The organism is Streptomyces caniferus (genome assembly GCF_009811555.1).
GTDB classification, from domain to species: Bacteria; Actinomycetota; Actinomycetes; order Streptomycetales; family Streptomycetaceae; genus Streptomyces; species Streptomyces caniferus.
In genome coordinates this window covers 675747-689148 of the sequence record NZ_BLIN01000002.1, presented here as the reverse complement: position 1 = coordinate 689148, position 13402 = coordinate 675747, and the positions used below count along the sequence as shown (strand labels likewise).

At 70.8% G+C, this 13402-nt stretch carries 12 protein-coding genes; 9 read left to right on the top strand and 3 right to left on the bottom strand.

The features are described 5' to 3' along the window. Positions 1-157 precede the first annotated feature (157 nt). The 4 genes from Scani_RS04860 to Scani_RS04845 all read left to right on the top strand — a co-directional run bounded on the left by Scani_RS04860 (position 158) and on the right by Scani_RS04845 (position 4036). A complete protein-coding gene (locus tag Scani_RS04860) occupies positions 158-781 on the top strand; it encodes a M48 metallopeptidase family protein (RefSeq protein WP_159470351.1) in 624 nt (207 codons plus the stop codon). Between the two features lie 113 nt (positions 782-894). After that, entirely contained in the window at positions 895-2562 is a 1668-nt protein-coding gene (locus Scani_RS04855; protein ID WP_159470349.1) for a TerD family protein, read from the top strand. Between the two features lie 11 nt (positions 2563-2573). Continuing rightward, complete coding sequence (locus tag Scani_RS04850) at positions 2574-3257, top strand: AIM24 family protein (protein WP_159470348.1); 684 nt, start codon at positions 2574-2576, stop codon at positions 3255-3257. Between the two features lie 20 nt (positions 3258-3277). Continuing rightward, positions 3278-4036, top strand: coding sequence for an AIM24 family protein (locus Scani_RS04845; protein ID WP_159470347.1), 759 nt, complete (start codon positions 3278-3280; stop codon positions 4034-4036). 106 nt (positions 4037-4142) lie between these two features. Here the strand turns inward: Scani_RS04845 and Scani_RS04840 are convergent, their stop codons facing one another. Further along, positions 4143-4673 (bottom strand): NUDIX hydrolase, encoded by a 531-nt coding sequence (locus Scani_RS04840; RefSeq protein ID WP_159470345.1) that lies wholly within the window; start codon positions 4671-4673, stop codon positions 4143-4145. Then, the gene (locus tag Scani_RS04835) at positions 4670-6133 is read right to left on the bottom strand and encodes a zinc-dependent metalloprotease (RefSeq protein WP_159470343.1); all 1464 of its coding nucleotides are present in this window, start codon (positions 6131-6133) and stop codon (positions 4670-4672) included. Before Scani_RS04835 ends, Scani_RS04840 begins: the two co-directional genes overlap by 4 nt. Positions 6134-6325: 192 nt before the next feature. On the opposite strand from Scani_RS04835, the gene Scani_RS04830 reads away from it, so the two are divergent. The 4 genes from Scani_RS04830 to Scani_RS04815 all read left to right on the top strand — a co-directional run bounded on the left by Scani_RS04830 (position 6326) and on the right by Scani_RS04815 (position 9712). Next, positions 6326-7477, top strand: coding sequence for an SDR family oxidoreductase (locus Scani_RS04830; protein WP_159470341.1), 1152 nt, complete (start codon positions 6326-6328; stop codon positions 7475-7477). A gap of 103 nt (positions 7478-7580) precedes the next feature. Further along, entirely contained in the window at positions 7581-8060 is a 480-nt protein-coding gene (locus tag Scani_RS04825; RefSeq protein ID WP_174872614.1) for a molybdenum cofactor biosynthesis protein MoaE, read from the top strand. 242 nt (positions 8061-8302) lie between these two features. Further along, complete coding sequence (locus Scani_RS04820) at positions 8303-8485, top strand: hypothetical protein (protein ID WP_159470339.1); 183 nt, start codon at positions 8303-8305, stop codon at positions 8483-8485. Between the two features lie 126 nt (positions 8486-8611). Beyond that, positions 8612-9712, top strand: coding sequence for a YlbL family protein (locus Scani_RS04815; protein ID WP_159470337.1), 1101 nt, complete (start codon positions 8612-8614; stop codon positions 9710-9712). A 69-nt stretch (positions 9713-9781) separates the two neighbouring features. On the opposite strand, the gene Scani_RS04810 is transcribed toward Scani_RS04815, so the two are convergent. Next, positions 9782-10354, bottom strand: coding sequence for a PPA1309 family protein (locus Scani_RS04810; protein ID WP_371872307.1), 573 nt, complete (start codon positions 10352-10354; stop codon positions 9782-9784). 205 nt (positions 10355-10559) lie between these two features. On the opposite strand from Scani_RS04810, the gene Scani_RS04805 reads away from it, so the two are divergent. Further along, a complete protein-coding gene (locus Scani_RS04805) occupies positions 10560-13367 on the top strand; it encodes a UPF0182 family membrane protein (RefSeq protein ID WP_159470333.1) in 2808 nt (935 codons plus the stop codon). Positions 13368-13402 lie beyond the last annotated feature (35 nt).

Sequence of the window (13402 nt, the reverse complement as noted above, 5' to 3'; positions counted from 1 at the left end):
TCCGGCCCTCAGCATGCGCCGTGCCGCGGATTCGTGCGGAAGTTATCCACAGGCAGGGGGCAGCGGTCGTACAAGCGGTGCACGCCATGGAGTGGTTCGGTGGCGAACCGACCGCGGGGCGGGACTTCGTGCACCGCCAGCGGGTAACGTCGGGCGCGTGCCCGCCGACCCCTCCCACGGACCCGGGGAGACACCCCTGCGCCGCGCCGCTGACACATCGCGCAGGCCTGCCCCGAGCCCCGAAGCCCGCCGGCCGGGTACCAGCGCCGTCGAGGTGCGCCGCAGCTCACGGCGGCGCAGAACGGTCTCGGCGTACCGCGAGGGCGACCGCACCGTTGTCCTGATTCCGGCCCGTATGTCCGAGGCGGAGGAGCGGCGTTGGGTCACCGTCATGCTGGACAAGCTCGCCGCCCAGGAAAGCAAGCGGCTGCTGGGCGACGGCGAGCTGGTCCAGCGCGCCGAACGGCTCTCCGGCCAGTATCTGGACGGCCGGGCCCGCCCCGCGTCGGTGCGCTGGGTGACCAACCAGAACACCCGCTGGGGCTCGTGCACCCCCGCTGAGGGCAGCATCCGCCTGTCGCACCGTCTTCAGGGCATGCCGGAGTACGTCATCGACTACGTCCTGCTGCACGAACTCGCCCATCTGCTCGTCCCCGGCCACGGCCCCCGTTTCTGGCGGCTGCTGGAGGCCTACCCCCGTACGGAGCGGGCCCGCGGCTACCTCGAAGGAGTGGTCGCGGCCGACCGGCTGCCCCAGCTGCCCGCCGCCCGCGGCGATTGACCGCGGCAGCCGGCGAGATCCGTCGCGCCCCGGCATCGCCCGTTGTCGGCGCCAGCGGTTAGCCTGGCCGCGCAGAAGGAACTCACAGCGGGAGCGGGGGACGGGCGTTACGTATGGCCAGGGAATTCCAGCGGGGCCACAAGGCCAAGATCGGTGATCTGACGGCGGGAACGGATCTGTACGTCGGCGTGCAGATCGCCGGATCCGGCCTGACCTTCGACATCAGCTGCTTCGGTCTGGACGCCGACGAGCGGCTGTCCGACGACCGGTACTTCATCTTCTTCAACCAGCCCAAGTCGCCCGAGGAGTCGATCCAGCTGCTCGGGGCGCAGGCCGGCGACAGCGAGTCGTTCCGGGTCACCCTCGACAAGATCCCCCCGCACATCCAGAAGCTCTCCTTCACCGCCGCGCTCGACGGCGCGGGCCAGATCTCGCAGATCGGCCCCGGCTACCTCCGGATCGTGGCCGGAGGCGAAGAGGTCGCCCGCTACTCCTTCGACGGCAGCGAGTTCAGCACCGAACGCGCCGTCATGCTCGGTGACTTCTACCTCAAGGACGTCTGGCGGTTCGCCGCGGTCGGCCAGGGCTTCGACGGCGGCCTCGAGGCGCTGCTGAAGAACTTCGGCGGCGAGGTCGCCGAAGAGGCCGAGGCACCCGCGCCGCCCGCCGCGCCGCAGGGCGCGCCCGGCTTCGCGCCGCCGTCCGGTGCGGCGGCCCCCGCGCCGTCCTTCGGGGCGCCCGCCGCCGCGCCCGTACCCCTGCAGCCCGCGCCCGACTTCGGCCCGCCCCAGGGCGCGCCGCAAGCGCCCCCGGCCGCGCCGCAGCCCACCGCCCCGCAGGTGCACCACGCGCCCACCATCGCCGCGCCGCTGGCGCCGCCCGGCCAGCAGCCGCCCGCCCCGTACGGCCAGCCGGCGCCCGGCCAGGACCCCTACGGACAGCAGCAGACCGTGCCCGGCGGTTTCCCGGGCCAGCAGGCTCCGCCCTACGGCCAGCCCGCCCCGCCGCCCGGCGGATACGGTGCCCCGCAGGGACAGCCCGCCCCGTACGGTCAGCCGGGACCGCCCCCGGGCGCCCCGTACCCCGGCGGCCAGGCCCCGGCGGTCCCCCAGGGCGGCGGCCCCGGCCTCGGCGTCGTACTGGACAAGTACAAGGAAGCCCCCACCGGCCAGCGCTGGACCCCGCAGAACAGCAAGCTGATCCGTGTCGACCTCGGCGTCGACGGCCAGCCGGTGCTCGCCCGCCAGGGCAGCATGGTGCTCTACCAGGGCAAGGTCGACTTCGGCTACAAGGGCGCCGGCTTCCGCGGCCGGATCGTCGGCAACGCCACCGGCCAGGAAATGCAGCTGATGCGCTGCACCGGCCAGGGCCAGGTCTTCTTCGCCGAGAACAGCGCCCATGTCCACCCCATCGAGCTGCAGGGCGACGCGATCTGCGTGTCCGCCGAGAGCGTCCTCGCCTTCGACGAGTCGTTGCAGCACGAGGTCCGCCGCATCGAGGGCCACGGCATCCCCGGTGGCGCCCTGTTCACCATGCAGTTCCAGGGCACCGGCACCCTCGTCGTCAAGACCCAGGGCACCCCGGTCGTGCTGCCGGTCACCCCGACCACCTTCGCCGATGCCAATGCCATCGTGGCCTGGTCCGCGGCCTCGCAGGTGATCATCTCCAGTCAGGTGAGCCTGCGCCGGCACGCCTTCCCCGGCCACTCCGGCGAGACCGTGAACCTCCAGTTCCGCGGCGCGCCCGGCAACTTCATCGTCGTCCAGCCCTACGAGGTCTGAGGGAGCCCGTCATGAACCAGCAGCAGCTGTCGGGCTACGTCCCGACCCCGCCCGCCGCCCGTATGGAGAACCACGGCAGCGCCATGGTGAAGATCGCCATGCAGAGCGGCCAGGACGTCTTCGCGCGCACCGGCTCGATGGTCGCCTACGAAGGCTTCGTCCAGTACGAGCCGAACCCGCCCGCCGTCCGCCAGATGGCGTCCCAGTGGATCACCGGCGAAGGCGCACCTTTGATGAAGTGCTCCGGAGACGGCCTGCTCTACCTCGCCGACTACGGCGCCGACGTCGTCTGCATCAACCTCGACGGCGATTCGCTCTCCGTCAACGGCACCAACCTCCTCGCCTTCGACGCACAGCTCCAGTGGGGCGTGCAGCGCGTCAAGGGCATGGCGAAGTTCGCCGGCCAGGGGCTCTTCAACGTCGGTATCTCCGGCACCGGCTGGGTCGCCCTGACCTCCCGGGGCACGCCCATCGTCGTCGACTGCGGCCGCGGCGAGGACGAGACGTATGTGGACCCGGACGCCCTGGTCGCCTGGTCGACCAATCTGAAGATGAAGGGCAAGCGCAGCTTCAAGGCGTCCTCGATGATCGGGCGCGGCAGCGGCGAGGCGTACCAACTGGGCTTCTCCGGCCACGGGTTCGTCGTCGTCCAGCCCAGCGAGGACAGCACCGACCGGCTCCGGGCCCGGGGCTGAGGGGGAGGACCGAACACGCCATGCAGAGTCCGCTTTTCGCCTTCACGGAGGCACAGACCCAGGACCGCTACGCCCTGCAGAACAGCCAGCTGCTGCGCGTCGCCCTCCAGGGCCACGAGGACCTTCTCGCCCGCAAGGGCGCGATGGTCGCCTACCAGGGGCTGCTCGAATTCGACGGCAACTACCAGACGCCCGGCCAGCACCGCACCCGCGCGCATTCCGGCGAGGGTCTCGACCTGATGCGCGTCTCCGGGCAGGGCACGGTCTACCTGGCCAACCTCGCCCAGTACATCCATGTCGTCGACGTCGACCACGACGGCCTGACCGTGGACAGCAGTTACGTCCTGGCGCTGGACTCCCGCCTCCACTGGGAGGTCGTCTCCGTCGACAGCCAGTACGGCATCTCCGGCACCGGCAAGTACCAGCTCAACATCTCCGGGCAGGGCCAGGTGGTCCTGATGACCTCCGGCGAACCGCTGATGCTGCAGGTCACGCCCGACAAGTACGTCAACGCCGACGCCGACGCGGTGGTCGCCTGGTCCGCCTCGCTGCGGGTGCAGATGCAGGCGCAGACGCACTCCTCGGGAGTGTTCCGCCGGCGCGGCAACACCGGCGAGGGCTGGGAGCTCAGCTTCCTCGGCCAGGGCTACGCACTGGTCCAGCCCAGCGAGCTGCTGCCGCCGCAGAACGCCGTCATCGGCTCCGGTGCGGCCGCCCAGTTCGGCATGGGCCAGCAGGGCGCGCGGGGCATGAACCAGGGCAACATCTTCACCAACTGACCGCCCGCAGCGTCACCGACGTTTGCCGGCACGCCGTTGACGTGCTTCGGCGCCCACCCGGGAAAGGGCGGGCGCCGAAGCGCGGGCGATGCGGGTCTGCCGGCGGCTAGAGGAGTGCGCGGGTGCGCTCCACCAACCGCACCACCGAGGTGTCGGCGACGCCGGGCACCTCGTCGTAGGCGAACCACCGCAGATCCAGCGACTCGTCGCTGATCGCCGCCACCGCGTCCGCGGGGGCCAGCGCCGCGTACTGGACGTCCAGATGCACCGCGCAGGGCGTGTGATGACGGTCCAGCCGCACCGGGCCGCCGGGCAGCAGCGTCAGCCCCTGCGCGATCCCCGACTCCTCGCGCGCCTCACGCAGCGCCGCATCGGCCAGCGAGGCGTCCTCCGGCTCGCAGTGGCCGCCCATCTGCAGCCACATCTCCAGCTTGCGGTGGAGGGTGAGCAGCACCCGGCCGCCGGCCGGGTCGATCACCAGCGCGCTGGCCGTGAGGTGTCCGTCCTTGCAGGGCTTCCACATGCCGTCCCGATGGGCGGCGAGATGGTCCAGGTACGTCAGCCGCAGCTGTTCCTGTTCGGGGGACGGCGCGGGCCACTCCTTGAGCACCCGCGCCGCTTCCTCGTGCAGACTCACTTGTCGCCGTCGTCCTTGCCCTCGCCGGGGGTCCCGTCCGGGCCCTCGCTCTCCCGGGCGGGCTTCTCCAGGTCCGGCTTGTTGCCGCTCGCGGCCTCGCCGAGCATCTTGTCGAGCTCGGAGAAGTCCGGCTGCTCGTGGTGCACGAAGCCGTCCGGGTCGTCCAGGTCGGCCGCCGTCGGCAGCATGTCCGGGTGCTCCCACAGGCCGTCGCGGCCCTCCAGACCGCGCGCGTCGGTCAGTGACGCCCACAGCCGCGAGGCGTCCCGCAGCCGCCGCGGCCGCAGCTGCAGACCGATCAGCGTCGAGAACGTCTGCTCGGCGGGGCCCCCGCTGGCCCGGCGCCGCCGCAGCGTCTCACGGAGCTTGTCCGCCGACGGCAGATGCGGCTTGGCGGCGGCGTGCACCACCGCGTCCACCCAGCCCTCGACGAGGGCCAGCGCGGTCTCCAGCCGGGCCAGCGCCGCCTTCTGCTCCGGGGTGTCCTCGGGCTGGAACATGCCCTGCTGAAGGGCGTTCTGCAGCTCCTCGGGGTGCTGCGGGTCGATCTGGCCGACCACGTCCTCCAGCTTGGTCGTGTCGACCTTGATGCCGCGCGCATAGCCCTCGACGGCACCGAACAGATGCGAGCGCAGCCACGGCACATGCGCGAAGAGCCGCTGGTGGGCGGCCTCGCGCAGGGCCAGATACAGCCGCACTTCCTCCTCCGGCACGCCCAGGCCCTCGCCGAACGTCGCGATGTTCCCGGGCAGCAGCGCCGCCTTGCCGGCCGGCCCCAGCGGAAGGCCGATGTCCGTCGAACCGACGACCTCGCCGGCCAGCACGCCGAGCGCCTGGCCGATCTGGGTGCCGAACATCGCGCCGCCCATGGAGCGCATCATCCCGAGCAGCGGGCCCGCCATGGCCTGCATCTCCCCGGGCAGTACGTCGCCCATGGCCGAGCCGACGCGCTCGGCGAGCGGATTGACCAGGTCCTTCCACACCGGGAGGGTCTCCTCGACCCACTCGGCGCGGCTCCAGGCCACCACCGAGCCGGAGCCCGACGGCAGCGACGTCACACCGTCCAGCCACAGGTCGGCGAGGCGTACGGCCTCCTCGACCGCGCTGCGCTCGCCCGGCGACAGACTCGCGTCCTTGCTGCCGTCCTCGGCGCCCTGCGCCACGGTCTGCCGCGCGATGTCCTTGGCCATGTCCCAGTTCACCGGGCCGCCCTCGTAGGAGAGCATCTGCCCGAGCTTCTGGAACGCGGCTCCCAGGTCACCAGGGTTCATTTCGCCGCCGGGGCCGCCCATGCCGCCGAAGAGCGCCGCGAACGGGTTGTCCGCGCCGCCGCTCCCGCCGCCGAACCCGAAGGGGTCCGCGGGGCCCTGGCTACCTCCCTGGCCGCCCTTCTTCTTGCCGTTGTCGCCGTCCTCCGGCTCCTCCGGCGGAAGGCCGAATCCAAATGGGGTGTCACTCACGGGTTTCCTCGGCTCGTAGGGCCGCCGACCAGGTGGCCGACGGCGGCTGCCCGACATCACCTCCAGCGTAGACACCCGGACCGCTTCGGGGCTCGGTGCTTCGCTGACCCGGTGGCTGCGGCAGGATGGACGCCACCTGGTGCGGACGCGTCAGCACGTGTCCGCACTGAAGACAACCGCTGGAGACGCCCGGTGAGTTCCCCAGATCCGACCGTTCGCGCAGCGCGAAACGCTGCGGCCCAGACCGAGAAGGCAGGCGATACCGCAGGCGGGACCACGAACCGGCCGCTGCGGCGGCCCGTGGTCGCCGTGACCGGAGCCGCCTCCGGAGTCGGTGCGCTGCTCACACGCGCCCTGGTCGCGTCCGACGAGGTCAAGGAGGTGGTGGCCATCGATGAGCGGCGCGGCGACGTCGCCGAGGCGCACTGGCACGTCCTGGACGTCCGGGACCCGGCCATCGCCGACAAACTGCGCGGCGCGGACGTCGTCGTCCACCTGGCGCTCGACCTCGACCTGGAGACCGACGACGCGGCGCGCACCGCGTACAACGTGCGCGGCACCCAGACCGTGCTCACCGCCGCCGCGGCCGCCGGTGTCCACCGGGCGGTGCTGTGCACCTCCGCCATGGTCTACGGGGCGCTGCCCGACAACGATGTTCCCCTGGCCGAGGACGCCGAGCTGCGGGCCACCGCGGACGCCACCGGCGTCGGCGACCTCCTGGAGATCGAGCACCTGGCACACCGCGCGCCCCGCGCGCACCCCGGCCTGAACGTCACCGTGCTGCGCCCCACCGTCCTGGTGGGCGGCACGGATACGGCGCTGACCCGCTACTTCGAGTCGCCCCGCCTCCTGGTCGTCGCCGGGTCCCGCCCCGCCTGGCAGTTCTGCCACGTCGAGGACCTGGTCAGCGCCCTGGAGTTCGCCGCGCTGGAGAAGGTCGACGGCGAGCTGGCGGTGGGCTGCGACGGCTGGCTGGAGCAGGAAGAGGTCGAGGAGCTCTCCGGCATCCGGCGCATGGAGCTGCCGTCCTCGGTGGCCCTGGGCGCCGCGGCCCGCCTGCACCGCATCGGCCTGACGCCGTCGCCCGCCGGCGACCTCGCGTACACGATGCATCCGTGGGTGGTCAGCGGCAGCCGGCTGCACGACGCGGGCTGGCGCCCCCGGTGGACGAACGAGGAGGTGCTCGCCGAGCTCCTGGAGGAGGTCGCCGGACGGCACACCGTCGCGGGCCGCAGGCTGGGCCGCAAGGACGCCACCGCCGCGGGCGCCGCCGGAGCCACCGTCGCCCTCCTGGGCACCGCCGCACTGGTACGGCGCGCCCGTAAGGCCCGCCGCCGTATCTGAGCGCGACCGGGTCCGCCGGACTGGAGGAGTCTCCATACGGCGGCCCGGACGACCGGCGGAAACGGCCGTTCCGCACCGCGCCCGCGTACGGCACGATGGGGGTATGTCTGGCATGCCCTCCCCTTCGTCCCCCGGCCGCGACCACCCCGGTGAGCAGGCCGCCCCGGACCCGATCCGGCTCCTGGAGATCCGCGAGCGCGCGCTGTCCGTGGACGAGGTGTTCGCCGCCGTGGGAGACGCGGCGGCCGGCGGCACGGCCCTGTTCGTCGGCACGGTCCGCTCGCACGACAACGGCTCCGACGTCGAGGGCCTGGGCTACTCCGCGCATCCGACGGCGGAGGCGGAGATGCGCCGGATCGCCGAGAAGGTGATCGCCGATTTCCCGGTACGGGCGCTGGCCGCCGTCCACCGCGTGGGCGATCTGCGCATCGGCGACCTGGCCGTGGTGGTCGCGGTCTCCTGCCCGCACCGCGGCGAGGCGTTCGAGGCCTGCCGCAGGCTGATCGACGAGCTCAAGCACGAGGTGCCGATCTGGAAGCACCAGACGTTCTCCGACGGCACCGAAGAATGGGTCGGCGCGTAGCGCCGTCTTCTGGAGAGCGATGATCCGCCCGGTGCGTAACGGCACGTTCCCGGGGCAGGCGAGACGGCAGACGCGCAGGCCGTGGCCTTGTCGCCACGGGGTGGTGGCCTCCGAACGTGAGGCCGAACCGGTGCCTTGTGTTCCGGTTGCGTAACCCGCCCCCTGGCGTGAGCGTTGACCCAGCAGATGGTTAATCTGCTTATTCGTCGATCGCGGTCGTACAAGGGGTTGGGAGGTCGCTGATGGGTGCGCTCCTCTGGTTGCTGATTCCGGTGGGTGCCGGGCTGGTTGCCGCGGTGTGGAGCAGCTGGGCCCTGCGGAACCGTAAAGCGGGGGATGTTGCGGAGCTCGCGGGCTATGCCCGGTTCCGCGACGCCATGGAGAAGGAGCACGCCGCCCCCGACCCCGCCTCGGACCCCGTCTGACCTTCCCCGCCGGTTCGCGCGGGCGGCCGACGCGTCCGGGGGAGAGGTCCGCGTACGGGCGGGTGTTCGATCTCGTACGGACGGCCCCGCGGGCCGGTTGTCATACCCGTCCCGTACTGTCGTTCCATGCCACGCCGCACCGCGACGCTGCTCGCCTCGACCCTGATGCTGATCGCGCTGCTCTGCGCCGGGGTACTGATTCCCGTGCCGTACTCCGAGATGTCACCGGGGCCGACGGTCAACACCCTCGGTGATCACGACGGCGAGCCGGTGCTGCAGATCTCCGGGCGCAAGACGTACCCGACGACCGGTCATCTCAACATGACCACTGTCCGCGTCACCGGCCCCGACTACCGCATGAACCTCTTCGAGGCGGTCTACGGCTGGCTCGACCACGACAACGCCGTGGTGCCGCACAAGACGCTCTACCCCGAGGGGCAGACGGCCGAGCAGGCCGACCAGGAGAACGCCGAGGAGTTCAGCCAGTCCCAGGAGAGTGCCAAGACCTCCGCCCTCCACCAGCTGCACCTCCCGGTCGCCGCGCAGACCGTCGTCGGTTCCGTCGTCAAGGACAAGCCGGCCGACGGGCGGCTGCACGCGGGCGACGTGATCAAGGCGGTGGACGGCACGGCGGTCAAGCAGGCGGGCGACGTCGCCAAGCTCGTCACCCGGCACAAGCCGGGCGAGAAGGTCGTCTTCACGATCATCCCCGCCAAGGACGCCGCCGCGGCGGAGAAGCGGGGCAAGAAGCCCGGGACCGGCGCGAAGCAGATCACGATCACGACGCAGAAGGCGGACGACGGCCGGGCCATCGTGGGCATCCAGGCCGGGGTGGATCACATCTTCCCGTTCCCCATCGACGTCAAGCTGGCCGACGTCGGCGGCCCGAGCGCCGGGCTGATGTTCGCGCTCGGCATCGTCGACAAGCTCACGCCCGGGGACATGACGGGCGGCAAGTTCGTGGCCGGTACGGGCACCATCGACGACAAGGGCAAGGTCGGCCCGATCGGTGGCATCTCGATGAAGACGGTCGGTGCGCGGGACAAGGGCGCCCAGTACTTCCTGACGCCCAAGGAGAACTGCGCCGCCGCGGCCAAGGACACCCCGCAGGGGCTCACGCTCGTCAAGGTCGGCACCATAGGCGACGCCGTCAAGGCGCTGGAGAAGATCCGCAAGGGCGACACCGCGGGCCTGCCGAGCTGCAGCCCCGCAGGCCACCACTCCTAGGGCCCCACCGGGGAGCCGCCCGGGCCCGGCGCGCACGTCCGGCCCGGGCGCCGGCCCGGCAGGCCGCGATCAGCCCTCGAACGTCGCGGACAGCGCTTCCGCGAGGCCCGGCACCAGTGCCGAGCCGGTGAGCACCTCGGACGTGGAGTCCTTCTCGCGCAGCCGCAGCGCCGACTCGCGCCGGCCGTCCCGCAGCACGGCCACCGTCATCCGGACCTCCTGGCGGTCCGGGTGCTCGGCGACCCACTTCGCGAGCCGCGCCTCGTCCATGCCCGCGGGCTCGGAGTCCTCGGCGGACGGGGGCAGCATCAGCCGCTCCACGGTCAGCGCGCAGCCGCTGACGGCATCGGGCCAGGCAATGGTGGCGAGGAACTCGTCCAGCGGGACGCCCGCCGGGATCTCGTCCTGTTCCACGGGGGTCAGGGACGCGGTGGTGGAGTCGTCGATGCCGAGCTGGGCGGCGAGCGAGGGCTCCTGCGCACGCAGCTTGGCGGTGTCGACGAGGGCGAACAGTCGGGCCGGCTGATCCCAGCCGAGCCCGGCGCTGTACTCGTCGATCTCGAGCACCGCGCGGGTCAGGGGGTCGGCGGCGAGGGGGGTGCCGGCAGCGGGAGAGCCAGGAAGGTCAGTCATGCTCAACATCGTGCCTTGTGTACCCCGGAAAGCGGGAACTGAGTAAAGCCTTCGTAAGTTGCATCGGTGGGTCCTACTATCGCCGGGCCTGCTCCACACGACAGCGAACTTCGAGGTGCGCACCTTGGCTTTCCAGATGCCGGACCGCGGCGGAGGCCCGACAGGGCCACGGATCAGAGTCGGCCGACCATCGCGGCGGATCCGGACCCTGCTCATGACGTTGGGTGTGCTGGCCGTCCTGGCCATGCTCTTCGTGATGTTTGCGGGGTTCTGGACCGATTGGCTCTGGTACCGCTCGGTCAAGTACTCCTCGGTCTTCACCACCACCCTGTGGACCAAGATCGGTCTGTTCTTCTCCTTCGGCGTCCTGATGGCCGTGGCCGTCGGCGTCAACGTCTGGCTCGCGCACCGGCTGCGGCCGCCGCTGAGCGCGATGTCCGTGGAGCAGCAGAGCCTGGACCGTTACCGCATGGGTATCGCGCCCTTCAAGAAGTGGGCGCTGATCGCGGTCACCGCGGTGATCGGACTGATCGCCGGCGCCTCCGCCTCGGGGGAGTGGCGGACCTGGCTGCAGTGGGTCAACGCCGTGCCGTTCGGCAAGACGGACCCGCAGTTCGGCATGGACATCGCCTTCTACACGTTCGATCTGCCCTGGTACCGCTTCCTGTTGAGCTTCGGCTTCGCCTGTGCGGTGCTGTGTCTGGTCGCCGCGGCGCTGACGCACTACCTCTACGGCGGGCTGCGGCTGACCAGCCCCGGCTCGCGGGCGACCGCGGCGGCCACCGGCCATCTGTCGGTGCTGCTGGGCATCTTCGTCTCGCTCAAGGCGATCGCGTACTGGCTCGACCGGTACGGCCTGGCGGTCAAGTCCAGCGGCCTGAAGTCCGCCGACAACTGGACGGGCCTGCGGTACGTCGACGCCAACGCCTACCTCCCGGCGAAGACGATCCTGTTCTTCATCGCGGCGATCTGTGCGGTGCTGTTCTTCGCCACCCTCTGGCGGCGGACGTGGCAGCTGCCGGTGATCGGCTTCGGCCTGATGGTGCTCTCGGCGATCCTCATCGGCGGGCTGTACCCGGCGATCGTGCAGAAGTTCCAGGTCCAGCCGAACGAGCAGGCCAAGGAAGCGCCGTACATCAAGCAGAACATCAAGGCGACCCGGGATGCGTACGACATCCAGAACTCCGAGGTCACGCCGTACAAGGGCGACTACAAGCCCGCCGACAAGGCGGACAGTCAGCGGCTGCGCGACGACGCCGACACCACGGCCAGCATGCGGCTGCTCGACCCGAACGTGGTCTCGCCGGCCTTCCAGCAACAGCAGCAGGTGCGCGGGTACTACCAGTTCCCCTCCACCCTCGATGTCGACCGCTACAAGGACAAGGACGGTGCCGAGCAGGACACCGTCATCGGTCTGCGCGAGCTGAACATCGCCGGTATCCCCGAGCGCAACTGGATCAACGACCACTTCAAGTACACCCACGGCTACGGCGCGGTCGCCGCCAAGGGGACCGAGGCCTCCGACGGCGGCGGCCCCAAGTACACCGAGTCGGACCTGCCGGCCAAGGGGCAGCTGCCCCCGTACCAGCAGCGGGTGTACTACGGCGAGAAGACCTCGCAGTACTCCATCGTCGGCGGTCCGCAGAAGGAACTGGACTACTCCGACGACAGCGGCGAGAAGAGCTACAGCTACCGGGGCAAGAGCGGCGTCAACCTCTCCAACCCGGTCAACCGCGCCGCCTACGCGGCGGCCTTCGGGGAGCCGCAGATCCTCTACTCCGGAGCGATCGGCAAGGGCTCGCGGATCCTGTACAACCGCACGCCCAAGGAGCGCGTCGAAGCCGTCGCCCCCTGGCTGACCATCGACGGCGACGCCTACCCGGCGGTCATCGACGGCCGGATCAAGTGGATCGTGGACGCCTACACCACCAGCAACGGCTACCCGTACGCCTCGCGCACCACGCTCGGGGACAGCACGGCCGATTCGCTCACCGACGGCCAGCGGGCGGTGGTGGCCCAGCAGAACCAGGTCAACTACATCCGCAACTCCGTCAAGGCGACGGTGGACGCCTACGACGGTTCGGTGAAGCTCTACCAGTGGGACGAGAAGGACCCGGTCCTCAAGACCTGGATGAAGTCGTTCCCCGGCACGGTCGAGAAGAAGAGCGCCATCAGCCCGGCGCTCAAGGAGCACCTGCGCTACCCGCAGGACCTCTTCAAGGTGCAGCGCCAGCTGCTGACCACGTACCACGTCACGGACCCCGGCACCTTCTACACCGGCTCCGAGCGCTGGCAGATCCCGAACGACCCGACGACCAAGTCGGGCAACGCGGTTCCGCCGTACTACCTGAGCATGAAGATGCCGGACCAGAAGAACCGGGCCTTCTCGCTGACGACGACCTTCACGCCCAACAAGCGCGACAACCTCGGTGCGTTCATGGCCGTCGACGCCAATGCGACCAGCGGCGACTACGGCAAGATCAGACTGCTGAAACTGCCCTCGCAGACGCCGGTGCCCGGCCCGCAGCTGGTGCAGTCGAAGTTCAACTCCGATCCGAACATCGCCAATGAGCTCAACATCCTCAAGAAGCTCGGCGACTCGGAAATCGAGTACGGCAATCTGCTGACCGTGCCCCTGGACGGCGGACTGCTCTATGTCGAACCCGTCTACCTGCGCGGCGCCAACACCAACTACCCGCTCCTGAAGAAGGTGTTGGTCAGCTACGGCGACAACAAGCCCGTCCTGGAGGACTCCCTCAAGGACGCGCTGGACGTGGTCTTCGGCAAGAAGGCGCCCAGTACGGGCGCGGAGAACCCGCCGGGCGACCAGGACACCAGCCGGCCCCCGTCCGGCCAGACGGTGCAGCAGGCCCTGGGCGACGCGCAGAAGGCCTACGAGGAGGGCGAGAAGGCGCGCGCCTCGGGCGACTGGGCCGGTTACGGCGAGGCTCAGAAGAAGCTGAAGGCGGCGCTGGACCGGGCGGCGAAGGCGTCCGAGAAGGGCGGCAAGCCGGGCAGCTGAGCCGCTCCGTTGTCCCGGCCCCTGGGGTCACCGGT